This window comes from Hyphobacterium lacteum (assembly GCF_036330345.1).
Taxonomy (GTDB): Bacteria; Pseudomonadota; Alphaproteobacteria; order Caulobacterales; family Maricaulaceae; genus Hyphobacterium; species Hyphobacterium lacteum.
Genome location: NZ_JAZDRP010000009.1, coordinates 34,074 through 59,968 on the forward strand (window position 1 = coordinate 34,074; position 25,895 = coordinate 59,968).

Sequence of the window (25,895 nt, forward strand, 5' to 3'; positions counted from 1 at the left end):
GCACGTTTGGCGTGTAATGTCTCTTCGGGAGAAAATTGGGGGGAAGATGCGTTATCTGGTTGGTCTGCTGGCGATTATTTGCCTGACAAGCTCTGCCTCTGCGCAGGACATTCCGGCATCTGTCATGGAAGCCTATGAGGGCTATACGCGAGCGGCCGAGAGCAATGATCTCGAGGCCGGTTTGAGCTATGCCTACACCGCCTGGCAGGAAGGAGAAAACGCCGAAATCGACCGCGCCACGCTCTCGGTACTGGCTTCAAATTATGCCGAGCTGGCGGGGCTTTCCGGACGTCATCGGGAAGCAGCAGAAGCATATCAGCGCGCTGTGGACTTGCACCTTGAAGCCGGCGGCGCTGAAGCAGAGACAGCGACCTTTCGGACCGAGATCGCCCGGTCTTTTCTGAGGGCCAACCAGTTCCGGTCCGCCCGGCTGCAGGCAGATGAGAATATCGAGTTCTTTGAAACGCACTTCGATGGTGAGCAGCGGGATCTCGGCCTGTATTTTAACCGTGTCGTTGCGGCATTAGCTGCTTTTTCTGCCAGCAGTGAAGCCGCGGCCGTCCGGTATGCCGAACCGGCAATTGAATACGTAGAACGTAACAACGGTGTACAGAATGAGGATATAGCCTACCTGGCATTCATTCTCGCCCGATCGTCCTACGATCTCCGCCGGTGGGAGGATGCGGCCTACTACGGCGCGATCGCCTACGTCATTGGCCGCAATGTCATGCCGGATGCCGAGCTGGTGGCGTCCTCTACCGGAATAATCGGTGGCGCCGGACGCCGTGGAGAACAGGAAGGCCGTCTGGATGAATTGCAGGCGCGCGTGCTGGCAAGCAATTTCAGGCCGACGGAGTGCGCATCTGATGATGAGACCTGCCCTGCAACGATCGCTGCCGAATTGGCTGCAGGAGAAACTTATATTCCCTCTATTCCGATGTTTCGGATTCCCCCTGTCTATCCCTCGCGAGCAGCTCAGCTTGGCAGGGAAGGGTATGTAGACGTTGTCTTCTCTGTCGACGAACGCGGCCGAACATTCAATGTGGAAGTGGTGGAATCATCGTCGACGCTTTTTGAAAATGCCGCTCTCGATTCGGTTGAGCGATGGCGATACTGGCCTGCCATTCGAAATGGCGAACCTGTGCAAAGGCATGGCGTGCACACGCGGATCGAGTTCGAGTTCGCATACTAGCGCACATGCCGCATTGCTGAATCTTCGTGCTTGGCTAATTTCGGCACCATGACACGCATGTCGTCCTTCTCTGCCCTGCCGGGTGCGGTTGTTCGAGCCGTTTCTTTCCTGCGCCAAAACGTCATGGCAGCCATGATCGTGGCGATCCTGCCAGGGCTGGCGGCTGTATTCCTGACATATGAAACGGGGCTGGTGACGTCCGAGGCCATGGCGCCGGACTGGACGCGCTATCTGATCGCCCTGGTGTTCTGGTATTTCGCCATGGTGATGTCCCAGGCCGCCATGTTCCGGTTGAGCCTGCGTGGCAAACCTGAAGGCTTTTTCGGTCTGGCAGTGGGCGGAGACGAATTGCGTCTGGCGGCCAGCTGGGCGCTGGTGTTTTTCCTCATTCTTGTGGCGGCTGGCATCGGTCTGGTGATCTATGCCGCCCTGATGGCCGCCGTCTCCATGGTGTCGATGGACACGGCCGGTCTGACACCTGAAAACCCGGTAGAGACCGGAAACATCCCGGATCTGGCGGCCTATTATGGCCCGGTCGAGTGGAGTATCGCGATCATCCTCGGGGCTTTCGCCCTGGTGATGCTGGCGGGATATGCCGGCCGGTTGCTGTTGGCACCTGCTGCGAGCATGGCGCGGCGGAAGGTTCAGGCCTTGTCGGTCATGGCAATGACGAGAAAGCGAGGCTTTGCTGTCGCGCTGGGCTGTGTCCTGGTCTTTGTGCCGGCCGGTTTGCTGGTTCATGGCTTCGGCGTACTCAGTGAGCGCCTCGCGGATGTGCCGGTGCATCAACCGGCGCGGCTGTTTTCCGATAACGGGCTTGTTGCCGGGCTTCCGCTCTATGCCGTTCTGGCCTTTCTGCACGGCTGGCTAGCCGCATTTTTGACCTTGCCCGTCTTCGCCGGGCTGACGACGGCGCTTTACCGGGCCTGGGGCGGGGACGACTGAGCCTGTTTTCCCCCTGCCTCCACGCCGCTTTTCTGGCAGTATAAGCGCGGGTCAGACAGGGGAGGATCGTATGGGCGCGCAGCCATTCGATTTCGGGAAAGCCACCTTTCACTTTTTCAATGTGTTCGGGCGCAAACCCGCCGCCGTCATCTGGATTGCGCTCTGGCAGGCCATGCTGAATGCCGGATTGATGTATCTGGCCTTCGTCACGATCGGAGATTTCTACATCTGGATCCTTGGGGAAGCCTTTTCCGGCACCGGTCCTGATGAGGCGGAAATGTTCAACCGTATGGGCAGCATCATGTCCGTCGGGCCGCTGATTTCCATTGGCGGCATGCTGATCGCATTGATGGCGCAGGGGGCGTGGTTGCGCCTGCTTGTCCGTGACGAAATGGCACCGCTTATTCCCTTCCGCCTCGCCGGTGACGAATTGCACCTTTTTGCGACGAATGTCGGCCTGTTGGGGATCGCTATCGGGCTTTATTTCCTGTTCGCTCTTGTGCTCGTTTTCACAGGCGTTGCTGTGGGCCTTGCGGCGGCCGGTGGCGGCAGTTCGAATGCCGGACTGGCGGGCGGGCTGACGTTCGCCATTGCGGTTCTGGTGATGCTGGGTCTGGCGCTTTTCATTGGGGTCCGGGTTTCGGCGGCCCCGGCAGCAACAGTGCTTGAGCGCCGGATCGCCTTTCCCGCGTGGAGCGTCACGAAAGGAAAATTCTGGCCGGTGCTGGGCGCCTATATCCTGGTGGCAGTCATGCTGATGGTTCTCGGCGGCGCATTCATGATGGTCGTCAATTTTGCTTTTCTCGGCGCGCTGATGCCGGTCTTCCAGGAACTTTTCCTTGCGGCTCAAACCGGAATTGAGCCGAATCCGGAGGCGCTTCTCGGCGCCCTGGAGGAGGCCGTGACCTCTACCGGCGCGCAGATCTCGCTGGTCTCGGCGGGCCTCGTCATGCTCTTCTTCCGGTCCGTCTACGATGCCATCTGGCACAGTGTCGGGGCGTCGGTCGCTATCCAGTCGCAAGCAACGCAGCCGGTCAGTGAATGATGGCTTGAACCCATCACATTGCCGCTGAAGAATGGCGATCCAAGGCAAGCCGGACACCAATATGAAACCTGACTTCAACGCCGGTCGAGCGCTGAGCTTCGCGATCGAGGTTTTCACCGCCCGGCCGGCTGATTTTATCCTGATATCGGTCTGGACCGTGCTCTACGGTGCGGCCTTCAGCGTCATACAGGTCCAGTCGATTGGTGCGGAAATGCTGGCGGTGGCCGGCTATTCCGATCTGTCAGGCGGCGATCCGGCAGAGATGTTTGGCCTGCTCGGCAATTATCTGCGTGCACTCTTTCCCTTTATCGCTGCCGGGATGGTGCTGAGCGTGTTTTTCGAAGCCGCATGGTTGCGCCTGTTTGTCCGTGGCCAGTCGCTGGGCGTTATTCCCTTCCGCCTGGGACGGGATGAATTCGTCTATGCGTTGAGCGGCGTTCTGGTCCTTCTGGCGCTCCTCGCCAGCGTGGTGGTGGGCTTTCTCGGCATGTTTCTGCTGACGCTGATTTTCGGCCTTGGCGGCGCCGGGGGCATGGCCATCGGAACCTTGTTGGGCACGGTATTTTTTGGCGTCGCCGTTGGAGCCACAGCGACAGTCACCCTGCCGGTGTTGGCGCTGGGCGTATTGAAGGGCCGGGTGGCGCTGCAGGAGGGCGTGCGCGGTGCACGCCAGATTTTCTGGCCGCTTCTCGGAAGCGCGCTTGTCGCAATCGTCGTCGCCTTTATTGCGACGGCCTTCTATTCCGCGCTGATCGCCTATCTGCCGTTTGACCAGTTCGGGCAGGGAGCAGACGGCCAGCCGGCCAGCTGGGCTGCGCTTCTCGGATATTATCTGATCGTGCAGATGATCAGTCTTGTCCCGGCGGCAATCCTGCGCGGGGTGGCCAGTTATGCGGCCTTGCGGATCGATGAAAGCACCCGGCCTCTGTCGCAGACCTTCGAGTAATCAGGCGCTTTTCTTGCGCTTCGCTTTCTTGCGGGCGGCATCACGGTCCAGCATCGGCTTGAGATAGCGGCCGGTCCAGCTGGCCTCGACCTCTGCCACCTGTTCGGGCGTGCCGGCCGCGACGATCGTGCCGCCGCCATCACCACCCTCCGGGCCGAGGTCAATCAGCCAGTCGGCCGTCTTGATGACGTCGAGATTGTGCTCAATGACGACAACGGAATTTCCGCTTTCGACCAGCTCGTGCAGGACTTCCAGAAGCTTGCGGACATCCTCGAAATGCAGGCCGGTCGTCGGCTCGTCGAGAATGTAGAGCGTCTTGCCGGTGGCGCGCTTGGACAATTCCTTGGAGAGCTTCACGCGCTGGGCCTCGCCGCCGGACAACTGGGTGGCCGGCTGGCCGATCTTCACATAGCCGAGGCCAACGCGCTTCAGGGTTTCCATCTTGTCGCGCACCGCCGGCACCGCCTTGAAGAAGTCGGCGCCTTCCTCAACCGTCATGTCCAGCACGTCGGCGATGGACTTGCCCTTGAAGGTGACTTCCAGCGTTTCCCGGTTGAAGCGTTTGCCATGACAGACATCGCAGGGAACGAAGACATCCGGCAGGAAGTGCATCTCGATCTTCACCACACCATCGCCCTGACAGGCTTCGCAGCGGCCACCCTTCACATTGAAAGAGAAACGGCCCGGCTTGTAGCCGCGGGCTTTTGATTCCGGCAGGCCGGCGAACCATTCGCGGATTGGGGTGAACGCGCCGGTATAGGTGGCCGGGTTGGAACGCGGCGTGCGGCCGATCGGGGATTGGTCGATGTCGATAATCTTGTCGAGATGTTCCAGCCCGCGGATCCGGTCATAGGGGGCAGGCACATTCTGTGCCTTGTTCAGCTTGCGGGCCGCGGCCTTGTAGAGCGTCTCGATGGTCAAGGTGGATTTGCCGCCGCCGGATACGCCGGTCACGCACAGGAAAATGCCCAAGGGAAACTCGGCAGTCACGGACTTCAGATTGTTGCCCGTAGCCCCCTCGACGATGAGCTTCCTGCCCTTTTTCGGCTTGCGGCGCGTGTCGGGAATATCGATTTCACGTGTGCCGGACAGATATTGCCCGGTCAGGCTTTTCGGATTGGTCTTGACGTCGTCCGGTTTGCCCGAGGCAACGATTTCGCCGCCATGAACGCCGGCGGCCGGGCCCAGATCGACGACGAAATCGGCGGTCAGGATGGCTTCTTCGTCATGTTCGACAACGATGACGGTATTGCCTAGGTCACGCAGGCCGCGCAGCGATTCCAGGAGACGCGTATTGTCACGCTGGTGCAGACCGATCGAGGGTTCATCGAGTACGTAAAGCACGCCGGTCAGCCCGGACCCGATCTGAGAGGCGAGGCGAATGCGCTGGCTTTCTCCTCCTGACAATGTGCCCGAGGACCGGTCCAGCGTCAGATAGTCGAGCCCGACATCGACCAGGAATTTAAGGCGCTCGCGGATTTCCTTCAGAATACGCTCGGCGATGGCCTTGTCCTTCGCCGACATGCCGTCCTCGACATGGCTGAACCACTCGGCAGCCTCTCGGATCGAGACGCGGCTGGCATCGGAAATATCCTGGCCGCCAATCTTCACAGCGAGGGCTTCCGGTTTCAGACGCTTGCCGCCGCAGGTCTCGCACGGCTGCGCCGACTGGAACCGGGCGAGATCGTCGCGAACCCAGCTGGAATCGGTTTCCCGCCAGCGGCGCTCAAGATTGGGTATGACACCTTCGAATGTCTTGGTGGTCTCGAACGTGCGCAGACCGTCTTCATACTTGAATTTGATCTTCTCGGATGTCCCGAAGAGAACGACTTTCTTGAAATCGTCCAGCAGGTCGCGCCAGGGCTCGAACATGGAAGCGCCGAAATGGTCGGCGAGCGCGGTCAGCGTCTGCTGGTAAAGCTTTGACGTGGTCCGGCTCCAGGGGGCAATAGCGCCATCATAAAGGCTCTTGCTGCGGTCGGGGACGACCAGGCTTTCGTCGAATTTCAGTGACTGGCCCAGCCCGTCACAGGCCGGGCAGGCACCGAACGGATTGTTGAAGGAAAACAGTCGCGGCTCGATCTCCTCGATAGTGAAGCCGGAGACCGGGCAGGCAAATTTTTCGGAAAAAATGATACGGCGGGGTGCGTCCTCCCCCTTCGCCTTGTCGGCAAATTCGGCGACGGCAATGCCATCGGCAATATTGAGCGCGGTTTCCAGCGATTCAGCAAAGCGCTGCTCCATGCCTTCGCGGACTATGACCCGGTCGACGACGACATCGATATCGTGCTTGAACTTCTTGTCCAGCACGGGCGGTTCTTCCAACGAATGGAATTCGCCATTCACTTTCACCCGCTGGAAGCCGGATTTCAGCCAGTTGGCAAATTCCTTTCGGTATTCGCCCTTGCGGCCGCGTACCGCCGGAGCCAGCAGATAGAGCCGCGTGCCGTCGTCCAGTTCCATCAGCCGGTCGACCATCTGGCTGACGGTCTGGCTTTCGATGGGCAGGCCGGTGGCCGGCGAGTAGGGAACACCGACGCGCGCCCACAATAGACGCATGTAATCGTAGATTTCGGTGACCGTGGCGACAGTCGATCGCGGGTTCTTGGAGGTTGTCTTCTGTTCGATCGAGATTGCCGGGGAGAGACCCTCGATCGAATCCACATCCGGCTTGGACATCAGTTCCAGAAACTGCCGGGCATAGGCGGACAGACTTTCCACGTATCTGCGCTGACCCTCGGCGTAGATCGTGTCGAAGGCCAGCGATGACTTGCCGGAGCCGGAAAGTCCCGTGAAGACAATCAGCTGGTCGCGCGGGATCTCCAGCGACACATCTTTCAGATTGTGTTCGCGCGCGCCCTGTACGCGGATCGACTTCATGGGATCAGTCATGGACTTGTGCCTCTTGGTGCGTTCAACTGCAGGGAATCGCGCAATTGACCGCGAGAACATTATGTGAACAAAATGGCCGGGTCTACCTCTTGAGGAGACCCGAAGCAGACAAGGAAGATGGTGATATGGCGGGCAGCGTCAATAAGGTCATTCTGATTGGCAATCTAGGAGCGGATCCGGAGATGCGCCGGCTGAACTCCGGCGACCCGGTCTGTAATCTGCGGATTGCAACCTCGGAAAACTGGCGGGACAAGTCCTCTGGCGAACGCCGCGAGAAGACCGAGTGGCACAATGTCGTGATTTTCAACGAGAACCTCTGCAAGGTTGCCGAGAATTATCTGCGCAAGGGTTCCAAGGTCTATATCGAGGGCCAGCTACAGACCCGCAAGTGGCAGGACCGCGACGGAAATGACCGCTACACGACCGAAATCGTGCTGCAGCGTTTCCGTGGTGAATTGCAGATGCTGGACAGCCGGGGCGACAATGCCGGCGGTGGCGGGTATGATCGCGCTGAAGATCGTTCCGGTGGCGGTGGACAGGTGTCCGACAGCCGCGACAGTTTCCGGAATGACGATATGGACGACGAGATACCGTTTTGATCGAGTTTACACGTATTGTTTGCGGCCTTGCGGCCGCTTTCACGCTGTCAGCAGCTTCTGTGGCGCAGGATGAATATGGCGGCACCCGCTATCCCGAGCTGATCGAGGTTCCGGTTGGTGATGAGGGTGTGACCCATTTCGTGGTCGGCCAGTATGGCTGGGGCGAGATGCTGGCGGAAATGGGCAATCTGCGGGCCGAGTCCGCAGATCGCGACCGCGAGATCGCGACCCAGCTCTATGAGGCTCGCGATACGATCCCGGCAGGGATGCTGTTCGAGGCCGCTCGCCGTTATGCTTCGTTTGATGAGGAGCAGGCGGTGTATGTGTTCTTCTTGGCGCGGGCGCGGACCTTCTACGATGCGCTGCGGTGTGTGGACTCGACGGCCATGAATGCCATCGAGATCATCACTGACATGTCAGGTCAGGAAGTGGCAGCGCTGCTGAATATCACGACTGACGGGAATACCGTGGCACGAACCGAGCGTATGCAGCGGGCACTGGAGCGGGTTCTCTCTTCGGGTGAGATCGCGACCGGCCAGTTTTCGCCCTGGTGGATATGCTCGGGTTCGGACTCGGCTTATTTCGCTGCCGTAAACGGAGCTGAAATGCCCGAAGGTGAGTGGTTGAAGAACCGCTCTCTCTGGCCGGGTATCGAAGAGCAGGTGCGCCGCAATATCCGTGAAAACCAGGCTTTGCTCGCCATAACACTGGGCACACGTGAACTCGGAAGCCAGCCGCAATAAACGGGCGGGAATTCCGCCAACCGGAAATTTCCGGGCAAAATGTAATAAAGCAAAATGAAATCAGGGCTGTAGAGCTGTTGCTCTACGGCCCTGTTCATTTGATCCCGGGGCATCAAAAGGCTAGGTTAACAGCTCGATTCTGCTGGCGATTCCTGCGCCGGCTTTCCGTTCGCGCGTGGCCCGTCTTTCAGCCACCTGCGCCAGACGCAAGAGGTTTTCTTGAGCGACGAGAACGAACCGCCAGTATCCGACGAGGCTCCGCAGCCGATGGGGGATGGCGTTGCGCCGATTTCCATCGAAGACGAGATGCGCCGCTCCTATCTCGATTATGCGATGAGCGTGATTGTCAGCCGCGCCATTCCGGATGCGCGCGACGGGCTGAAGCCGGTTCACCGGCGCATTCTCTGGTCGATGCATGAGCAGGGCTATACCCACGACAAGCAATACCGGAAATCGGCCCGCGTCGTCGGTGATGTGATCGGTAAATACCACCCGCACGGCGATCAGGCTGTTTATGACGCGCTTGCGCGGATGGCGCAGGACTTTTCCATGGGGCTGCCGCTGCTGGACGGGCAGGGCAATTTCGGTTCGGTGGATGGCGACCCGCCGGCTGCCATGCGTTACACCGAAGTCCGCATGGACAAGCCCGCCGAGGCGCTGCTGGCAGATATCGACAAGTCGACCGTTGATTTTGCCGAAAACTATGACGGCTCGGAAAGCGAACCCGTCGTACTGCCGGCCCGTTATCCCAATCTGCTCGTGAATGGCGGCGGCGGCATTGCCGTGGGCATGGCCACCAACATACCGCCGCACAATCTCGGCGAAATCGTGGATGCGACTGTCGCGCTATTGGAAAATCCGGAAATCGCGGACCTCGATCTTCTGGAAATGGTGCCGGGACCGGATTTCCCCACTGGCGGACAGATCGTTGGCCGTGCCGGCGCGCGGGCCGGCCTGGCTACGGGGCGTGGTTCGGTGGTCATGCGGGCCACAACCTCCATTGAGGAAGTCCGCAAGGACCGTAAGGCGATTATCGTCACCGCCATCCCCTACCAGGTGAACAAGGCCTCGATGATCGAGAAGATTGCCGACCTGGTACGGGAAAAGCGCATTGAGGGTATCGCTGACCTTCGCGATGAAACCAACCGCACTGGCATGCGCGTGGTGATCGAGTTGAAGAAGGATGCGAATGCCGAGGTGATCCTGAACCAGCTTTACCGCTGGTCTCCCATGCAACAGAATTTCGGCGTCAACATGCTTTCGCTGGTTGGTGGCCGCCCTCAGCTGATGGGCATGCGCGGCTATCTGCAGGCTTTCCTGAGCTTCCGGGAAGAAGTGGTCGCCCGCCGTGCCCGGCATGATCTGAAGAAAGCCCGTGATCGCGCCCACGTCATCGTCGGTCTGGCATTGGCTGTGGCCAACATCGACGAGGTTATCAATCTTATTCGCAAGGCGCCGAACCCTGCCACGGCCCGTGAGCAATTGATGGAACGAGACTGGCCGGCCGCTGATGTGGCATCGCTGGTCGCGCTGGTGGCAGACCCGCGCTCGGTCCTCAGCGACGGTCAGACACTGCGGCTGACGCTGGAACAGGCACAGGCGATCATGGATCTGCGGCTTGCCCGCCTGACCGCGCTCGGCCGCGAGGAGCTCGGTGATGAGGCCAAGGGACTGGCCGAGAAAATTACTGACCTCCTCGACATCCTGAAATCCCGCGCCCGGATCCAGGAGATCATCAAGTCTGAATTGCTCGAGGCGCGTGAACAGTTTGCGGTGCCGCGCCGGACAGAGATCCTCGATGTGGAGCTGGAAGTCGAGGACGAGGATCTGATTGCGCGCGAAGACATGGTCGTGACCGTCACGCATGGCGGCTATGTGAAGCGGACGCCACTGTCGGATTACCGGGCCCAGCGCCGCGGCGGCAAGGGCCGCTCGGGCATGTCGATGAAGGATGAAGACTTCGTGGCGACGCTGTTTGTCGCGAACACCCATGCACCGCTTCTGTTCTTCTCCTCGGACGGTATGGTCTACAAGTCCAAGACCTGGCGTCTGCCGATCGGGGCGCCGAACACACGCGGCAAGGCGCTGGTCAATCTTTTCCCGCTGGATGAAGGCGTGACAATCACCTCGGTGATGGCTCTGCCCGAGGACGAAACGGAATGGGAAAAGCTGGACGTGATGTTCGCCACCACGGCCGGCACGGTGCGCCGCAACAAATTGTCGGACTTCGTCCAGGTCAATCGCAACGGCAAGATCGCGATGAAGCTGGAAGGCGAAGACCAGATCGTTGATGTCCGGCTTTGCACCGAAAACGACGATGTCCTGCTGCACACTTACAAGGGGCGCGCCATTCGTTTTGCCACGACCGATGTAAGGGTCTTCCGGGGCCGCAATTCGGTCGGCGTCCGCGGGGTAAAACTGGCCAAGGGCGATCATGTGATCTCGATGGCGATCCTGCATCATGTCGGCATTACCACCGAGGAGGCTCGCGCCTACCTCAAGCACGCAGCCGCCATGCGGCGGGCGATGTCCGGACTTGAGGAGGGCGAAGAGGCCGAGGAGATCTCGCTCGAAGACGGCGAGGAAGCGGCCCTGTCGCCAGAGCGGATCGCCGAACTGGGTGCGGCCGAGGAGTTTGTTCTGACGGTGGCAGCCGATGGTATCGGCAAACGCAGTTCGGCCTATGAATACCGCACCATGAACCGCGGCGGGCAGGGCGTGGCGGGGCATGACCTTTCGCGCGGGGTTCCGCTGGCCGCCAGCTTCCCGGTCGAGGATGCCGATCAGATCATGGCGGTCACCGATGGCGGACAGCTCATCCGGTTCCCTGTCGACAGTGTGCGTATAGCGGGCCGTGCCACCAGGGGCGTGACGCTGCTGAAGCCACGAGAGGGAGAATCCGTGGTCTCGGTTGTGCGGATTGCTGAAAGCGGCGAGGATGACGACGAAGCGGTCGAGAGCGACACCGAAGAATGACCCAGCGCATTGCGCTCTATCCGGGCACGTTTGATCCCATCACCAATGGTCATGTCGATATTATCGGCCGGGCCGTGAAGCTTGTGGACAAGCTGGTGATTGGCGTGGCGATCAATGAGGACAAGGGGCCGCTCTTTAACCTCGATGAGCGTGTGAAGATGGCCCAGGATGTTGCCGACCAGCTGAAAACCTCTACCGAAATAGAAGTGAAGCCCTTTGACGGGCTGTTGATGCATTTCGCGGAGGAGGTCGGGGCGTCGAGTATTGTACGCGGCCTTCGCGCCGTGTCCGACTTTGAATACGAGTTTCAGATGGTGGGCATGAACCAGCGGCTGAACTCGAATATTGAAACCGTCTTCCTGATGGCCGATCCAAGGCATCAGGCGGTAGCTTCGCGCCTGGTCAAGGAAATTGCCCGCCTCGGCGGGGATGTCAGTGCGTTTGTCTCACCTTCGGTGAAGGCAATGTTGATGGAGAAGTTCAAACGATGAAACGGTTCTGGATGTCAGGTGTATTCGGGCTGGCACTGGCGGCAGCGGCTTGTGCCGACAACTCCGCTGACGAAGCGGCCGTGACCGGTGATGCAACAGAGACCAGTGAAACGTCCGGGTCGGTCGGCGAAGTCGAGATGGCCAACCTCGTGCAAGAGCCAGCCGCGGAGCCGGTAGAAGAGGTCGAGCCGTTCGAGTTTCCTGAAGACGCTTGGCGCGAGGTGCCGCAGGACAGGCTTCTCTATATCGAAACCGACCACGGCATGATCATTGTCGAGATGGCACCGGAATTTGCGCCATTGCATGTCGAGCGCATGACAACGCTGGCGAATGAGCGCTTCTACGATCTTCTGGTCTGGCACCGCGTGATTGATGATTTTGTCGCGCAAGGCGGTGGTAGCCGTTCCAACCCGTCGCATTCGACGACAATGGACCGCGTGCCCGGTGAGTTTACAGTGCGCCGCAGCCCTGCCGAGATCGTCATCTACGAAACCCAGGACCGGGTGATCAATCCGCGCAGCAACCCGTCTATTGCCCGTGCCGGATTCTGGAATGGCTTCCCTGCAGGAACGCAGGCAGCGGCTCTGGCCGGCATTACGGCGGATGGACGCGTGGAAAGCTGGCTTCTGCATTGCGAAGGCGCTGCCGCCATGGCGCGCACCAGCGATCCCAACAGCGCCGGCAGCCAGTTCTATATCACTCGCGGCAATGCCGAGCATCTGAACGCGCAATACACGGTCTGGGGACGTGTGCGTTCCGGGCAGGATGCCGTGAATGCGATTGCGGTTGGCACGGCCGGTCAGGATGCGGGGTTCACGCCGGATACCATCCGCTCGATGCGGGTTGGCTCGGACGAAAGCTTTGACGGCCAGGTGAATGTCGAGGTCGTCGACACAAATTCGGATGCCTTTGCCATGTGGCTGGGGCCGTACACGGACGAAGGACTGGATATCTGCGACATTGATGTCCCGGTCCGCATCACGGAGTAGGACATGGCTGATAAAAATCTGGTTTTCCAGCTGGATGGCGGCGACGTCGTCATCAAGCTGCGCGACGATCTGGCGCCCAAGCATGTGGCGCGGATTTCAGAGCTGGCCGAGGACGGCTTTTATGACGGGCTGACCTTTCACCGCGTGATCGATGGCTTTGTCGCTCAGGGCGGCTGCCCTGACGGCAATGGCATGGGCGGCACTGGCCAGAAGATAGACGCGGAATTCAATGCACAGCCGCATGCCCGCGGCGCTTGCTCGATGGCCCGGACGTCAGATCCGAATTCGGCCGATTGCCAGTTCTTTATCTGCCTCGATGAAGTGCCGTATCTGGATAACCAGTACACGGTTTGGGGCGAGGTGATCTCGGGCATGGAACATGTCGATGCGCTGCCCAAAGGCGAGCCGCCTGCCGATCCGGGCAAGATCATCAAGGCCAGCCTCGTCGACGCCTAATTGGCGCTCTCGGCCTCCAGAAAAATCATTCTGCTGAATACCGGGCGGTGATCCGACCCGGTATTCGGGCCGACCTCGACCGTGCCCGTTATCCAGCGCTCGCCTGCATAGATATGGTCGATTCCCGCGAACATGGTCGGTATTGCGACCGTGTTTCCTGCTTCATTCGTCCAGCGGCCCTGGGACGGCCAGGTCGGCATTGATTGGGTGCGCCTGACGGGTATCAGGTCACGATCGAAACGGGAAAGCGCTGAAGAGGGCGTGGCGGCATTGAAATCTCCAAGAATTACAAGGCTTTCCTGATCGAACATTTGTGCGATCTCGGCGAAATTGATGCGTTCCTCGTTTTGCGAGCTCAACGGGTTCGGCCAGGTGAAATGGACCGAAATCACAACGAAGGTTTCACCATCCGGTAGTTCGATCCGGGCCCAGACGGCGGCCGGAAAATCCCAGCGCCAGAGGGGCTCCCCCGCGCTCCGGTTCTCGTCGAGGATGTCGCGTAGGCAGCCCGATTCGGTAACGGGAAGCCGGGAGAAAATGCGGACCGGTGCTCTGTTGCAGGTTACTTCGTTAGCGTAATGATTAGCCAGCGCCTGGTGGATGGACCGGGTCCGGATGCCGGATTCCTGCAGCGCCAGAATATCGGCGTCCATCCCGATCAATACATCGGCGGTCAGATCGTGCGCCCGGTTTCGTCCCCACAGATTATGGGTGGCGAACGAAACGTCCTGCCCCCGATCATTGCTATTCCAGTTTTCGCCGCGCTCAACGAAAAAGACCGGGCCAATCGCCGGAACGAGGATCAGAAATGCAAGGCCACTCACGAGGATGCGCCTGGGTGCGCGCAACAGGAAAGTCGAGATCGACAGGGCCAATGCCCCTGCCATCCACACCGGCCAGACTTGCCGGAAGAGGTCGGCAAACGACCAGAAAGGCGCCATCCAGACCATCAGGGTGACGATCACGAAGCCAAGAATGGGAAGGTCGATCAGATGGACTTGCCGGGGCTGGGTCCTGAACCGGTAATTCACGCAATAACTCCCTTGATCGACAGCCAGAAACTTGCCGTCGATTACGGCAGAATATAGACCCCGCCACGATGAAACTGAGCGACTTCGATTTCGATCTGCCGGAAGACCGGATTGCCCTGCGGCCTGCAAGACCGCGGGATTCGGCTCGCTTGCTGTATATCCCTGCCGAGGGGCCGTTCGGAGATCTGGGCGTGCTGGATCTGCCGTCGTTGTTACAGCCCGGCGACCTCTTGGTGTTCAACGATACACGGGTGCTGCCGGCGGCCTTGAGTGGCATCCGTCCCGCGCGCGATGAAGGCGGGCAGGATGTGACGGTCTTGGTCAATCTCCATCAGCGGTCGGGGCCGGATGGCTGGCGAGCCTTCGTGAAGCCGGGCAAACGTTTGCGGCAAGGGGATGTCATCCGCTTTGGAGCGTTCGAAGCGCAGCTTGAATCAAAGTCCGAAAGCGGCGATGTCATCTTGCGTTTCGGCCTGTCCGGCCAGGAACTGGACGCTGCGATCGAAGCCGCCGGCGCACCGCCGTTGCCACCTTATATCGCGTCAAAGCGCGGCGTGGATGTGGCCGACGAGGCCGACTATCAGACCATCTTTGCCGATCCGGAAAAGACCGAGTCGGTGGCAGCTCCGACGGCTGGCCTGCATTTCACCGAGGGGCTGATGGAAGCCTTGCGCGCGCGCGGTGTGGCCATGACCAAGGTCACGCTGCATGTCGGCGCAGGCACCTTCCTGCCGGTGAAAACCGAGAACGTGTCCGAACACAAGATGCATTCGGAATGGTGCGAGATTTCGGATAGTGCGGCTGCCGCAATCAATGCGGCCAAAGCCAGGGGAAAGCGGGTTGTACCGGTTGGCACGACCGCGCTGCGGACGCTGGAAAGCCTGGCCGAGGGATACGGGGTTCGCGCCGGTACAATGGATACCGACATCTTCATCACGCCGGGTTATGAATTCCGCGTCACCGATGCGCTGATGACGAATTTCCACCTGCCGAAGTCCACGCTCTTCATGCTGGTGTCCGCTCTGGCGGGTCTGGACCGCATGCAGGCCGCCTATGCCCACGCCATCGCGCGGAATTACCGCTTCTTTTCCTATGGCGATGCCTGCCTGATCGAAAAAGCCTAGCGGCCGGAACAGCGGGGCAATGAGCTTCACCACCTGGCGATCAGCGCATGAGCGTTCAATGAGCAGGCGTCTTTGCGAATGGTCGCTGGACGTTTAGAAGCCAGCGCATGTCGCAGATCAGATTTGAACTCCATGCCAACGATGGCGCTGCCCGGACCGGCGTTCTCAAAACGCCAAGAGGCGATATCCGGACACCGGCTTTCATGCCGGTGGGAACCGCCGCTACGGTCAAGGCGCTCTATCCTGAACAGGTGCGTTCTGCCGGGGCGGATATCATCCTCGGGAATACCTATCACCTGATGTTGCGTCCGGGTGCAGATCGCATTCACCGCCTTGGCGGCCTGCATGAATTCATGCGTTGGGATGGACCGATTCTGACCGATAGTGGAGGGTTCCAGGTCTGGTCGCTGGCGGGTCTGCGCAAGCTGACCGAGGAGGGCGTCGACTTCCAGTCGCATATCGATGGATCGAAATATCACCTCTCGCCAGAGCGGGCGATCGAGATCCAGGCTGACCTGCTGGGCGCTGATATTTCCATGCAACTGGATGAGTGCACCAACTTCCCTTGCACAGAGGAAGACGCCCGGTCGTCCATGGAGTTGTCGTTGCGCTGGGGCGCGCGCTGCAAGGCCGCTTTCGGCGCGCGAGAGACGCAAGCGCTGTTCGGTATCGTGCAAGGCTCGGTGTTCGACGATTTGCGCAAGGAGTCGGCGGCCCGAACGATCGAGACCGGTTTTGATGGTTACGCGATTGGCGGGCTTGCTGTGGGCGAGGGGCTGGAGACGATGTGCCATGTGCTGGATATCACCGTGCCGGCACTCCCCGCGAACAAGCCGCATTACCTGATGGGCGTCGGCAAGCCGATTGATCTGGTCGAGGCGGTGTCACGGGGGATCGATATGTTCGATTGCGTCATGCCGACGCGATCCGGTCGCCATGGTCAGGCCTGGTCGGATTACGGCCCCGTCAATCTGAAACGGGCAGAGTTCGCCGAAGACAACTCACCTCTGGATCCGGACATTGATTGCCCGGCCAGCCGGGACTACTCGAAGGCTTATCTGCATCATCTTGTTCGCGCTGGTGAATACCTGGCGGCCATGCTGCTCAGCTGGCACAATGTCGCCTATTACGAACATCTGATGGCGCGCATGCGGGCGGCTATTCGCGAAGGCCGGTTCGACGCGTTTGCCAGCGAATTCCGCGCGCGCTGGGCGCAGGGAATGTCCGCGAAAGACTAGCTGCCGTCGTCTTCTTCGTCCGGCGGCGTCAGCCCATATTCATTGAAAGCCCGTGTCAGATAGCTTTCGCCGCAACCAAAGCCATCGAACAGTCCGCGCAAATACGCCCGGCGGTTCAATGCCGTCATGCGCTGCTCCCGCGCTTCGCGCTCGATCTCTCCGGCACGCCCGACGAAACGGATCACGGGACGGGCAGGATTCAGCCCGACAATGGCCGAATGATACAAATCGCGTGCCCCCTGGGTCACGGCATTGCCGCCGCGGCTGGCCCACATCGAGCTTCGCTCGCGCCAGCTCCGTTCTTCCTCGGTTTCGCCTTCCCGTTCCTCTGGCACATAGATACGCTCCGCACCAAGAACCGCTGTTAGCCGGGCAATATCTCGCGCTGTCGTCGAGCAGACCCGGCGAGCGCCTTCACCACCATAGGGCGTAGGCACGGTGACATTGCCTTCATCCACCATGATTTCTCCCGGCCGTTCTTGCGGCAGGCCAAGAGCGTCCGAGACAGCACTTTGTGTTGTTTCCATGCTGCCCGACCTCATTGCATCGCGGCTGGTCGACGAACAGGCGCCCAGCACAAGCGTGGCGAGCAAAACCGGAAAGATTGCATTTCTCATGCCGGCGATTTTATCAGCGCTCCACAAAAACTGCACCCGCGAATTCGAAAGGCATGAGAGATTATTGACCTTGCGCACAGGGTCCTATACGTCGAGCCTTCCTTTCCGGGAGCCCGTAGCTCAGTTGGTAGAGCAACTGACTTTTAATCAGTAGGTCCAGGGTTCGAATCCCTGCGGGCTCACCATTTCCTTCACCTGACACTCAGCCGTGCGAATTCGACAGAATGCCTGGCCAGACGTGTTGCGAATCCATGTCGCCGACCAGACGCGGAAGGCTGTGTCTGCTGATGGAAAGCGCAGCCGGTTTTCCAAATGCCCGCCGGACCGGTGCGATTATGCAACACCGGAAAAGGGCGGGATTTGCGTTCCTGATCGCAGTTCGCAGCATGTCGAAGTCGCATAGATAAAGGTTCTACCGGATAAAAATCGCGCTGCAGGGGAAAAACACGCGTTGATCTCGTCTCTGCCGAACGTCGTCGAAACCTGTCAGGCAAAGCGTGCTTAGGACTGGCATCGCAGAAAAATATCCTGTAGTTATTTCAACAGCGCGTATCGTATTGCGCTTCACCTGTGTCTGGATTTTTTCCAGACCTTTAGTTCACGCGATGGAGGCATTTGCCTCCGGAGGGGGTAAAATGAAAAAGTGGCTTCTCACAGCGGCCGCGACCGGTGCCATCGCGATGGCGACCGCCGGTACTGCGTCTGCTGACGAAGGCTGGTATGCCAGTGTTGGTATCGGGAATGGCGGCTTCGGTGATGCCGAAGTTGAGGGCTACTTCCCGGGCGATGAAATTGATGGCCGGGGCGATTGGCGCCAGAACGTAGCCTTTGGTTACGACTGGGCTGACGGCTGGCGCGCCGAACTTGAAGCGGCTCACCGCTACAATGATTTCGGTGCCATTGGTCATCACCTGAATTCGTCCAGCTCCATGCACAACTGGTCGGCAATGGTGAATGTGTACCGTGACTTCGGTGAAAGCGGTTTCGCTATCCCGTACATCGGTGCCGGTATCGGTGCGGCCTATATTGATGGCCATCTGGAAGGTTTCACGAGCGGCGCAACCCCGCAAACGACCATTCCGGGCGGTGTATTTGTGAGCCCTCCGGGGACCACGTATAACGTGATCGACGATACGGACATCACGTACATCATGAACCTGATTGCGGGTATCGGCTGGCACCTGTCGGATCAACTGATCCTCGACACCCAGTATCGTTACCTGATCGTTGGTGAGTCGGACTTCTCCGGTCTGGCTTACCGCAGCTCGGCTCTGACGGGCGGTAATCAGGCTCAGGCCAAAGTCGATCGCTACGCCGGACACGAAGGCTGGATCTCGCTGCGGTATCTGTTTGCGGCTCCGCCGCCGCCGCCGCCTCCGCCGCCTCCGCCTCCGCCTCCGCCGCCTCCTCCGCCTCCTCCGCCTCCGCCGCCTCCGCCGGCTCCGGTGTGTGAAGACGTTGGTTTTGTTGTCTACTTCGAGTGGGATCGCTCGAACCTGACAGACCAGGCTGGTGCGGTGATCAACCAAGCGGTCAACCAGGCCCGTAACTGTGGCGTTGCAAGCGTCTCGGTTGATGGCTTCACCGACCGTTCGGGTTCTGCAGCCTACAATGTGGGTCTGTCCGAGCGCCGTGCACGTGCGGTCCGCGACGAACTGGTACGCCTCGGCGTTCCGGCCAGCGCGATCTCGCTGCAAGCCTTCGGTGAAACCCGCACCGCGGTTCAGACGCCGGATGGCGTTCGCGAGCCGCTCAACCGTCGCGCCGAGGTCCTCATCGACCTTCGCTAATCTGACGGTTGGCTTGAACAAGGAAGCGGTCCGGCCTTTGGCCGGGCCGTTTTCTTTTGCCCGAACGCCCGGTACAAAAGGGCTCAGAGGGCCCGGGTTGACCTACAGGGCAGGCCCAATAGAAGTGGGGCTCACGTCCGCTTTTCCAATCATTTCGTATCCGGCACGCTCATGACCAAAACGCTTGCGCTCTCCCGACAGGAACAGGACATCCTCGCCTGGATCGATGGCGAGGCTGATGCCATGGTCGCGACCCTGAAGGATTGGGTGAATATCAATTCGGGCAGTCATAATGCCGAGGGCCTGGAGGCCATGCGGGCCCAGCTTGAGGCGGCGTTTGCTCCGCTGGGTGGGACCATAAAGGCCGAAACTCTCGCCCCGACCAAAACGGTCCTGGCAAATGGCGAAGTGACCCTGCAGCATTACACGCCGTCTTTCCGGCTGACCCAGCGTCCCGACGCTCCCATCCGGATCGTTCTGACCGGTCACCATGACACGGTTTTTCCGAAGGATGACAGCTTCCAAAGCTGGACGATGCGGGATGCCGACACCATGAACGGGCCCGGCGCGGCCGACATGAAAGGCGGGATTCTTGTCATGTTGCATGCCCTGATGGCTTTGGAAAAACACCAAGACCGCGACCGGATCGGGTATGATGTTCTGATCAGCCCGGACGAGGAGATCGGTTCGCTCGGATCGGGGCCCATCATTCATGATCTCGGCTCGGCAGCAGATATAGGCATGACCTATGAGCCGGCCCTGGCCGATGGATCCCTGGCGGGCGCCCGCAAGGGGTCAGGAAACTGGTCGCTGAAAGTGGGTGGCCGCGCGGCTCATGCAGGCCGCGAACACCATCTCGGCCGCAATGCCATTGTTGCTGCGGCACACTTTGCTTCTCGGCTGGATTCTTTGAACGGCCAGCGGGACGGTGTCACTTTCAATGTGTCGCGTATTGACGGAGGTGGGCCGCCAAATGTCGTGCCTGCAAATGGCGTGGTCCGTTTCAATGTGCGGGTGGGTCAGGAAAGCGATCAGGACTGGGTGCTGGAAAAACTCGAAAGGCTCACGCAGGAGACCGCTTCACGCGACGGAATATCGGCCGAATTGTTTGGCGGCTTCACGCGCCCCGCCAAGCCCATGACGCCGGCAAATGCGCAAATGTTCGAATGGACGCGGGCGGCCGGCTCGGCGCTGGGGCTGGATATAAAATGGAATGCGACCGGGGGTGTTTGTGAGGGCAATAATCTCTGGGCCGCCGGATGCCCGAATGTTGATACGCTTGGCGTATGCGGAGCGGATATTCACTCGCATGACGAAATCGTGCTTCTGTCCAGCCTCCCGGAGCGAGCGAAATTATCGGCGATCATGCTGATGAAATTTGCCACCGGTGAATTTGATGCCAGGGCGGCGCGCGCGCTGGCAGCGGGAGCGCAGACATGCTGAGAGTCCGGGCGGCACGCCGCGATGACGTTGATGCTTTTGCAGCGCTGGCGGAAGCCGCAGGAACCGGCTTTACCAGCCTGGCGCTCGGGCGCGACGAATTGGCAGAGAAGCTGGAGAAATCCGAGCTGGCTTTTGCTTCGACGGCCGGTGCGCCTCGGGAAATGGCCTACCAGATGATGCTGGAGGATACTGAAAGCGGCGAAATTGTCGGCTGTTCCGCGGTCAAGGACGCGGTCGGATTATCCAAGCCCTATTACGACTTCAAGATCGTGACCCTGGCGCAATCCTCGCATGAGGCTGACCGTCGTTTCGATATGGAAGTGATGTTTCTGGTCAATGATTTTGCCGGATGCACCGAAGTCGGCACGCTGTTTGTTGGCGAAAAAGCCCGCGGCAATGGAGCAGGACGGCTGGTGGCCCAGACCCGGTATCTGTTGATTGCTGCGGATTACAGCCGCTTTGGTCCGCGCGTCCTTGCAGAACTCCGCGGAGTGGTTCGCAAGGACGGTTCGTCACCCTTTTTCGATCATGTGACGCGCCCCTTTTTCCGGATGACGTTTGACGAGGCCGACCGGATGAGCGCGGCGTCGGACAACCAGTTCATCCTGGATCTCATGCCCAAGCACCCGATCTATCTGGATATCCTTCCGGAAGCGGCGCGCAAGGTCATTGGCAAGACCCATGAACACGGCAAGGGCGCGCGCGCCCTGCTGGAATGGGAAGGCTTCACTTATGACCGCTATATCGACATTTTCGACGGTGGTCCGTTGATGTCCGTCCCGACGCGGCAGGCGCGGACTGGCCGTGAAAGTCAGGTGATGGAAGTGACCGCTGGTGGCGGCTCCCATGATGCCATCGTGACAACTGACCGATTTGATGATTTCCGGGCCATCCGCGCCAAGGTTGCCTTGAATGGCGGACGCCTGGGTTTGTCTGCCGACGCACAAAGAGCGCTAGGCCTGGCCGAAGGTGATAAAGCACGCGTTTGGAGCAGAACATGAGTTTGACAGGCGATTGTCTGATTGGCGGAAAATGGGTTGCCGGCAGCGGCGAGGCTTTTCGTTCTCTTGATCCGTCCAATGGCGATACGGTCTGGTCCGGGCAGGCCGCCGGGCCTGACGACGTATCACGCGCCTTTCAAGCCGCGCGCAGTGCGTTTTCGTCCTGGGCGAGGCGCCCGCTCGCCGAGCGAATTGCCATTGTTGAACGGTTTGGCGCGCTGCTCGGTGAACGCATGGCCCAGATCGCCGAGCTGATTGCCCGCGAAACCGGTAAGCCGCTCTGGGACTGCATGGGCGAAGCCGGCGCCATGGCCGGCAAGATTGCGATTTCAATCCGGGCCTATCATGACCGGACCGGCGAAACCCGCGATGACACCGATTTCGGCGCCGCCGAGCTGCGCCACAAGCCGCTAGGCGTCATGTTTGTTCTCGGCCCGTATAATTTTCCGGGCCATTTGCCGAATGGCCATATCGTTCCGGCGCTGATTGCCGGGAATACATGTGTATTCAAGCCGTCCGAGCTGACCCCGGCGGTTGGCGAATGGATGGTGCGTGTCTGGCAGGAGGCCGGTCTTCCGGACGGTGTGCTCAATCTGGTGCCGGGTGCGCGCGAGACCGGTGCGGCGGCACTGGACAATGCCGAGCTGGATGGAGTCCTGTTCACCGGCTCTCACAATACCGGCCAGTTCATCCACAAGAAGTTTGCCGGACGGACCGGTATCCAGCTGGCATTGGAGATGGGCGGTAATAATCCGCTGGTCATCTGGGATGCTGCCGATGACGAAGCCGCGGCACGGATCGCGGCTTTCTCGGCGTTCATTACATCTGGCCAGCGCTGTTCCTGTGCGCGCCGCATCATTGTCGCCGAAGGCGAGCGTGGCGATCGGATTGTCGAGCAGCTTGTTGATATGGCCGGCCGATTACCCGTCGGCGCCTGGAATGATGAGGTGGAACCTTTCATGGGTCCTCTGGTCTCTGCACAGGCTGCAGAGCAGGTTATCAAGGCACAGGCCGGGCTTGCCGCCGCCGGTGGCAAGACATTGCTGGAAAGCCGGCTGATGGAGCGCGGCGCTGCTTTCGTAACGCCGGGCATCGTGGACGTGACCGGCACAGATCATCCTGATGCCGAAGTCTTCGGCCCGCTTGTGAAGATTATCCGGGTTGCTGATTTCGACGCCGCCATCAGCGAGGCCAATAATACAGCCTATGGCCTGTCGTCCGGTCTGGTGAGTGATGATGCCGGGCTCTGGGACCGGTTCCGTGTGGAATCCCGCGCCGGGATCGTCAATTTCAACCGGCCGACTCCGGGCGCGGCTTCCAGCATGCCCTTTGGTGGTCCGGGCCATTCCGGGAATTTGCGTCCGTCTGCCTATTATGCGGCGGATTATTGCGCCTACCCCGTGGCCAGCCAGGTCGCCAGCAAGCCGGAACGGATTGCGCTGAAGGGCCTGTCATGACGGCTGTCGAAGCCAATTTCGACGGGCTGATAGGTCCGACTCACAATTATGGCGGGCTCAGCTTCGGCAATATTGCATCCGATCGGAACCGCGGAGTCGCGTCATCGCCACGCAGTGCTGTCCTTGAAGGACTGGGCAAGGCCAAAGCGCTCGCCGATGCCGGACTGGTTCAGGGTATTCTGCCGCCGCAGGAGCGCCCGGTTATCGGTTATCTGAGAGAGCTGGGCTTTTCCGGAAATGATTCCGCCGTGATCGAGGCGGCTTTCCGGGCTGACCCCACCCTGGTCCGCAATGTCTATTCGGCTTCGCCCATGTGGGCGGCAAATGCCGCCACGGTGTCGCCCTCTGCCGATACCGGGGACGGGCGATTGCACATGACGCCAGCCAATCTCGTCACCACGCTACACCGTTCACTCGAAGGCCCCGCCACGCAGCGCGCCCTGGGCCGGATTTTTGCCGGCCGGCATTTCGCTATCCATTCGCCTCTGCCGATGCAGGCCAGCTTTGCAGACGAGGGGGCCGCCAACCATGTCCGGCTGTGTGCTTCTCATGGTGAGCCGGGGGTCGAGATCTTTGTCTACGGACGCGATGCGGGAGAACCGCAAACCAGTGGTTTCCCCGCGCGTCAGACACGTGAAGCCTTCGAAGCCATCGCCCGCCGGCATGGACTTGACCCCAAGCGCTGCGTTTTCATCCGGCAGTCGCAGGCCGCCATTGATGCGGGAGCTTTCCACAATGATGTGGTCTGCGTCGGCACTCTGAAGACGCTTTTCTTCCATGAGAAAGCCTTTGCCGATCCCCAGCAGGCCTGCCATGACATCCGCCGGGCTGCGGAGGGCCTGTTTGATCCGGTTTTTGTTGAGGTGCCCGAGGATGAAGTGCCCATTGGCGATGCTATCTCCAGCTATCTCTTCAATTCGCAATTGCTGGCGATGCCGGGCCAGGACCGCTTGATGCTGAATGCGCCGATCGAGTGCGAAGAGACAGACAGCACGCGGACTTATTGCGAGCGGCTGGTCGCGGGTAATGGTTCCATTGGCCGTGTGAATTATGTCGATGTACGCCAGTCGATGCGGAATGGCGGCGGGCCCGCCTGTTTGCGGCTGAGGGTCGTACTGACCGAACGCGAGCTGGCGGAGGTCAATCCGTCCTGTTTGATGGATGATGGTCTGTTTTCGAAGCTCTCGGACTGGGCCAATGCGCATTATCGCGACCGATTGCGCCCAGAAGATCTGCGTGACCCGGCCCTGATAGAAGAAAGCCGGTCAGCGCTGGATGCGCTCACCGGCCTTCTGGGTCTGGGGTCGGACTTTTATCCGTTCCAGAAACTGGCTGCCTAGTAAGGCCGAACCGAAGTGATCCGGTTGCCCAGCCCGTAGGCGTTCAGATTGTTGACCCGTCCGGAAATTGTTCGGCAGGGTGTACCGAAATTGGCATCTTCGCAGACCGTCCACTGGCCATAGCCGTTGACGATGGCCGACATGGCCCGGTCATTCCAGCCTTGGCTGGTGAGGTTGTAGGTCTCGCGGTCAATGACAATCGAGGGGCCGGAGAAGTTGGGGCCGGCAAACAGGGTCAGGGTTCCGTCCTGACCGTAATTGCCGCCATAGCCACCGCCGCCGCCATAGCCGCCGCCATTATTGTTGTAGCCATCAGGGCGTGCCGACGTGATGCGATTGCCCAGACCATAGCTGTTGAGATTGTTCACCCGTCCGGAAATCGTGCGGCAGGGTGTGCCGAAATTGGCGTCCTCACACACCGTCCAGCTGCCATAGCCATTGACGACGGCAGACATGGCGCGGTCATTCCAGCCTTGGCTGGTGAGGTTGTAGGTCTCGCGATCCAGCACGATCGACGGGCCGGAGAAATTCGGGCCGGCATAAAGCGTCAACGTGCCGTCTTGCCCGTAATTGCCGCCATAGCCGCCGCCACCGCCATAACCACCACCATTGTTATATCCTTCAGGACGCAGGGAGGTGATGCGATTGCCAAGCCGGTATTGGCTGAGATTGCTCACGCGTCCCGAAACCGTGCGGCAAGGCGTTCCGAAATTGGCGTCTTCGCAGATCGTCCAGCTGCCATAACCGTTGACGACCAGAGACATGGCCCGGTCATTCCAGCCCTGATTGGTCAGATTATAGGTCTCGCGATCAATATTGATCGACTGGCCGGTGAAATTGATGCCGGAATACAGCGTGATCGAGCCATCCTGATAACCTCCACCGGGACGGCCACCGCCCGGGCGTTCGCCGCCAGGCCGGCCATTATCTGCAATTCGCCGGACCGAAGATACCTGGTTACCGAGATTATAGACCCGCAAGCCAGGAACATCATCGCTGATCGTGTAGCAGCGGCCGTTATAGAAGCCGTGCTCACAAATTTCCCAGGTTTCGCCGCGAGCAACCTGGATGGACTGGGCGCGATCATTGAAATTGCGGCCCATCAGGTTCGGATTATCGCTGCGGATTTCCACCGCCTCGCCGCGATAGCGCGGGCCGTCATAGAGAATGATGCCGTTGCGGGGACCATATCCGCCACCACCGGGATATCCGCCGCCACCGGGGCGTCCGCCGCCACCCGTATATTCGCGCCGCGCCGAGCTGATATTGCCGGCCAGCTGGTGTGGGTTGAGGTTGGCGACGTCGTCGGAGAACTGGCGACAATGGCCATTGAAATTCGAATGGTGACACAGCGTCCAGGAGCCTCTTCCATTGATCCGGATCGACTGGGCCCGGTCATTGAAATTGATCAACTGGAAATTGACGACATCCTGATTGATGGTCACCGACTGGCCCGTGAAGTTCAAGCCGGAATAAAGGGTCAGGGATCCGTCGCGTCCGCCGCGCTGGGCATCGGCGGCTGCCGTGAGCAGCAAGGCGCCGCCCAGAGCCATGATCAACATGTTCACTTTCATCGATAT

Annotated in this window: 21 protein-coding genes and 1 tRNA gene; 18 read left to right on the plus strand and 4 right to left on the minus strand. The window is 60.0% G+C overall.

Annotated elements, in window-relative coordinates:
• The first annotated feature begins 46 nt into the window (after positions 1–46).
• The 4 genes from V0U79_RS12315 to V0U79_RS12330 all read left to right on the plus strand — a co-directional run bounded on the left by V0U79_RS12315 (position 47) and on the right by V0U79_RS12330 (position 4,128).
• Entirely contained in the window at positions 47–1,192 is a 1,146-nt protein-coding gene (locus tag V0U79_RS12315; protein WP_330199817.1) for an energy transducer TonB, read from the plus strand.
• 30 nt (positions 1,193–1,222) lie between these two features.
• On the plus strand, positions 1,223–2,137 hold the full coding sequence (locus V0U79_RS12320) for a hypothetical protein (RefSeq protein WP_330199818.1): 915 nt from the start codon (positions 1,223–1,225) through the stop codon (positions 2,135–2,137).
• A 70-nt stretch (positions 2,138–2,207) separates the two neighbouring features.
• Positions 2,208–3,182: a hypothetical protein gene (locus V0U79_RS12325; RefSeq protein WP_330199819.1), complete on the plus strand. Its 975-nt coding sequence runs from the start codon at positions 2,208–2,210 to the stop codon at positions 3,180–3,182.
• 61 nt (positions 3,183–3,243) lie between these two features.
• The gene (locus tag V0U79_RS12330; protein WP_330199820.1) at positions 3,244–4,128 is read left to right on the plus strand and encodes a hypothetical protein; all 885 of its coding nucleotides are present in this window, start codon (positions 3,244–3,246) and stop codon (positions 4,126–4,128) included.
• On the opposite strand, the gene uvrA is transcribed toward V0U79_RS12330, so the two are convergent.
• Complete coding sequence (gene uvrA, locus V0U79_RS12335) at positions 4,129–7,020, minus strand: excinuclease ABC subunit UvrA (RefSeq protein ID WP_330199821.1); 2,892 nt, start codon at positions 7,018–7,020, stop codon at positions 4,129–4,131.
• A gap of 125 nt (positions 7,021–7,145) precedes the next feature.
• On the opposite strand from uvrA, the gene ssb reads away from it, so the two are divergent.
• The 6 genes from ssb (at position 7,146) to V0U79_RS12365 (ending at position 13,274) form a co-directional block, all read left to right on the plus strand.
• Complete coding sequence (gene ssb, locus V0U79_RS12340) at positions 7,146–7,619, plus strand: single-stranded DNA-binding protein (protein WP_330199873.1); 474 nt, start codon at positions 7,146–7,148, stop codon at positions 7,617–7,619.
• Complete coding sequence (locus V0U79_RS12345) at positions 7,616–8,362, plus strand: hypothetical protein (RefSeq protein ID WP_330199822.1); 747 nt, start codon at positions 7,616–7,618, stop codon at positions 8,360–8,362. Before ssb ends, V0U79_RS12345 begins: the two co-directional genes overlap by 4 nt.
• 219 nt (positions 8,363–8,581) lie before the next feature.
• A complete protein-coding gene (gene gyrA, locus V0U79_RS12350; protein WP_330199823.1) occupies positions 8,582–11,338 on the plus strand; it encodes a DNA gyrase subunit A in 2,757 nt (918 codons plus the stop codon).
• Entirely contained in the window at positions 11,335–11,829 is a 495-nt protein-coding gene (gene coaD, locus V0U79_RS12355; RefSeq protein ID WP_330199824.1) for a pantetheine-phosphate adenylyltransferase, read from the plus strand. The genes gyrA and coaD overlap by 4 nt, the downstream gene beginning before the upstream one ends.
• Positions 11,826–12,818, plus strand: a complete 993-nt coding sequence (locus V0U79_RS12360; protein ID WP_330199825.1) for a peptidylprolyl isomerase — start codon at positions 11,826–11,828, stop codon at positions 12,816–12,818. Before coaD ends, V0U79_RS12360 begins: the two co-directional genes overlap by 4 nt.
• A gap of 3 nt (positions 12,819–12,821) precedes the next feature.
• Positions 12,822–13,274: a peptidylprolyl isomerase gene (locus tag V0U79_RS12365; protein ID WP_330199826.1), complete on the plus strand. Its 453-nt coding sequence runs from the start codon at positions 12,822–12,824 to the stop codon at positions 13,272–13,274.
• Here V0U79_RS12365 and V0U79_RS12370 read toward each other — a convergent pair.
• Positions 13,271–14,305, minus strand: a complete 1,035-nt coding sequence (locus V0U79_RS12370; protein ID WP_330199827.1) for an endonuclease/exonuclease/phosphatase family protein — start codon at positions 14,303–14,305, stop codon at positions 13,271–13,273. The genes V0U79_RS12365 and V0U79_RS12370 overlap by 4 nt on opposite strands.
• A gap of 68 nt (positions 14,306–14,373) precedes the next feature.
• On the opposite strand from V0U79_RS12370, the gene queA reads away from it, so the two are divergent.
• Entirely contained in the window at positions 14,374–15,429 is a 1,056-nt protein-coding gene (gene queA, locus V0U79_RS12375; protein WP_330199828.1) for a tRNA preQ1(34) S-adenosylmethionine ribosyltransferase-isomerase QueA, read from the plus strand.
• A gap of 107 nt (positions 15,430–15,536) precedes the next feature.
• Positions 15,537–16,667 (plus strand): tRNA guanosine(34) transglycosylase Tgt, encoded by a 1,131-nt coding sequence (gene tgt, locus V0U79_RS12380; protein WP_330199829.1) that lies wholly within the window; start codon positions 15,537–15,539, stop codon positions 16,665–16,667.
• Here the strand turns inward: tgt and V0U79_RS12385 are convergent.
• Complete coding sequence (locus V0U79_RS12385; RefSeq protein ID WP_330199830.1) at positions 16,664–17,284, minus strand: hypothetical protein; 621 nt, start codon at positions 17,282–17,284, stop codon at positions 16,664–16,666. The two genes, tgt and V0U79_RS12385, sit on opposite strands and share 4 nt — an antisense overlap.
• Before the next feature lie 109 nt (positions 17,285–17,393).
• Between V0U79_RS12385 and V0U79_RS12390 the strand changes: the two genes are divergently transcribed.
• The 6 genes from V0U79_RS12390 to astB all read left to right on the plus strand — a co-directional run bounded on the left by V0U79_RS12390 (position 17,394) and on the right by astB (position 24,315).
• Positions 17,394–17,469 (plus strand) — tRNA-Lys (locus V0U79_RS12390).
• Between the two features lie 450 nt (positions 17,470–17,919).
• On the plus strand, positions 17,920–19,074 hold the full coding sequence (locus tag V0U79_RS12395; protein WP_330199831.1) for an OmpA family protein: 1,155 nt from the start codon (positions 17,920–17,922) through the stop codon (positions 19,072–19,074).
• Positions 19,075–19,245: 171 nt separating this feature from the next.
• The gene (locus V0U79_RS12400; RefSeq protein WP_330199832.1) at positions 19,246–20,517 is read left to right on the plus strand and encodes a hydrolase; all 1,272 of its coding nucleotides are present in this window, start codon (positions 19,246–19,248) and stop codon (positions 20,515–20,517) included.
• Positions 20,511–21,518 (plus strand): arginine N-succinyltransferase, encoded by a 1,008-nt coding sequence (gene astA / locus V0U79_RS12405; RefSeq protein WP_330199833.1) that lies wholly within the window; start codon positions 20,511–20,513, stop codon positions 21,516–21,518. Before V0U79_RS12400 ends, astA begins: the two co-directional genes overlap by 7 nt.
• A complete protein-coding gene (astD, locus tag V0U79_RS12410) occupies positions 21,515–22,975 on the plus strand; it encodes a succinylglutamate-semialdehyde dehydrogenase (protein ID WP_330199834.1) in 1,461 nt (486 codons plus the stop codon). The genes astA and astD overlap by 4 nt, the downstream gene beginning before the upstream one ends.
• Positions 22,972–24,315 carry an N-succinylarginine dihydrolase gene (gene astB / locus V0U79_RS12415; RefSeq protein WP_330199835.1) on the plus strand — a complete coding sequence of 448 codons (1,344 nt, stop codon included), beginning with the start codon at positions 22,972–22,974 and terminating at the stop codon, positions 24,313–24,315. The genes astD and astB overlap by 4 nt, the downstream gene beginning before the upstream one ends.
• Here the strand turns inward: astB and V0U79_RS12420 are convergent.
• Positions 24,312–25,889, minus strand: a complete 1,578-nt coding sequence (locus V0U79_RS12420; RefSeq protein ID WP_330199836.1) for a beta/gamma crystallin-related protein — start codon at positions 25,887–25,889, stop codon at positions 24,312–24,314. The two genes, astB and V0U79_RS12420, sit on opposite strands and share 4 nt — an antisense overlap.
• Positions 25,890–25,895 lie beyond the last annotated feature (6 nt).

What these genes read in the sequence shown, in the direction of transcription:
- V0U79_RS12385 (WP_330199830.1), bottom strand. Translation starts at nt 17,284, where the DNA reads ATGAGAAATGCAATCTTTCCGGTTTTGCTCGCCACGCTTGTGCTGGGC.
- V0U79_RS12325 (WP_330199819.1), top strand. Translation starts at nt 2,208, where the DNA reads ATGGGCGCGCAGCCATTCGATTTCGGGAAAGCCACCTTTCACTTTTTC.
- queA (WP_330199828.1), top strand. Translation starts at nt 14,374, where the DNA reads ATGAAACTGAGCGACTTCGATTTCGATCTGCCGGAAGACCGGATTGCC.
- ssb (WP_330199873.1), top strand. Translation starts at nt 7,146, where the DNA reads ATGGCGGGCAGCGTCAATAAGGTCATTCTGATTGGCAATCTAGGAGCG.
- tgt (WP_330199829.1), top strand. Translation starts at nt 15,537, where the DNA reads ATGTCGCAGATCAGATTTGAACTCCATGCCAACGATGGCGCTGCCCGG.
- V0U79_RS12315 (WP_330199817.1), top strand. Translation starts at nt 47, where the DNA reads ATGCGTTATCTGGTTGGTCTGCTGGCGATTATTTGCCTGACAAGCTCT.
- uvrA (WP_330199821.1), bottom strand. Translation starts at nt 7,020, where the DNA reads ATGACTGATCCCATGAAGTCGATCCGCGTACAGGGCGCGCGCGAACAC.
- astA (WP_330199833.1), top strand. Translation starts at nt 20,511, where the DNA reads ATGCTGAGAGTCCGGGCGGCACGCCGCGATGACGTTGATGCTTTTGCA.
- V0U79_RS12330 (WP_330199820.1), top strand. Translation starts at nt 3,244, where the DNA reads ATGAAACCTGACTTCAACGCCGGTCGAGCGCTGAGCTTCGCGATCGAG.
- V0U79_RS12400 (WP_330199832.1), top strand. Translation starts at nt 19,246, where the DNA reads ATGACCAAAACGCTTGCGCTCTCCCGACAGGAACAGGACATCCTCGCC.
- V0U79_RS12395 (WP_330199831.1), top strand. Translation starts at nt 17,920, where the DNA reads ATGAAAAAGTGGCTTCTCACAGCGGCCGCGACCGGTGCCATCGCGATG.
- astD (WP_330199834.1), top strand. Translation starts at nt 21,515, where the DNA reads ATGAGTTTGACAGGCGATTGTCTGATTGGCGGAAAATGGGTTGCCGGC.
- V0U79_RS12420 (WP_330199836.1), bottom strand. Translation starts at nt 25,889, where the DNA reads ATGAAAGTGAACATGTTGATCATGGCTCTGGGCGGCGCCTTGCTGCTC.
- coaD (WP_330199824.1), top strand. Translation starts at nt 11,335, where the DNA reads ATGACCCAGCGCATTGCGCTCTATCCGGGCACGTTTGATCCCATCACC.
- V0U79_RS12360 (WP_330199825.1), top strand. Translation starts at nt 11,826, where the DNA reads ATGAAACGGTTCTGGATGTCAGGTGTATTCGGGCTGGCACTGGCGGCA.
- V0U79_RS12365 (WP_330199826.1), top strand. Translation starts at nt 12,822, where the DNA reads ATGGCTGATAAAAATCTGGTTTTCCAGCTGGATGGCGGCGACGTCGTC.
- astB (WP_330199835.1), top strand. Translation starts at nt 22,972, where the DNA reads ATGACGGCTGTCGAAGCCAATTTCGACGGGCTGATAGGTCCGACTCAC.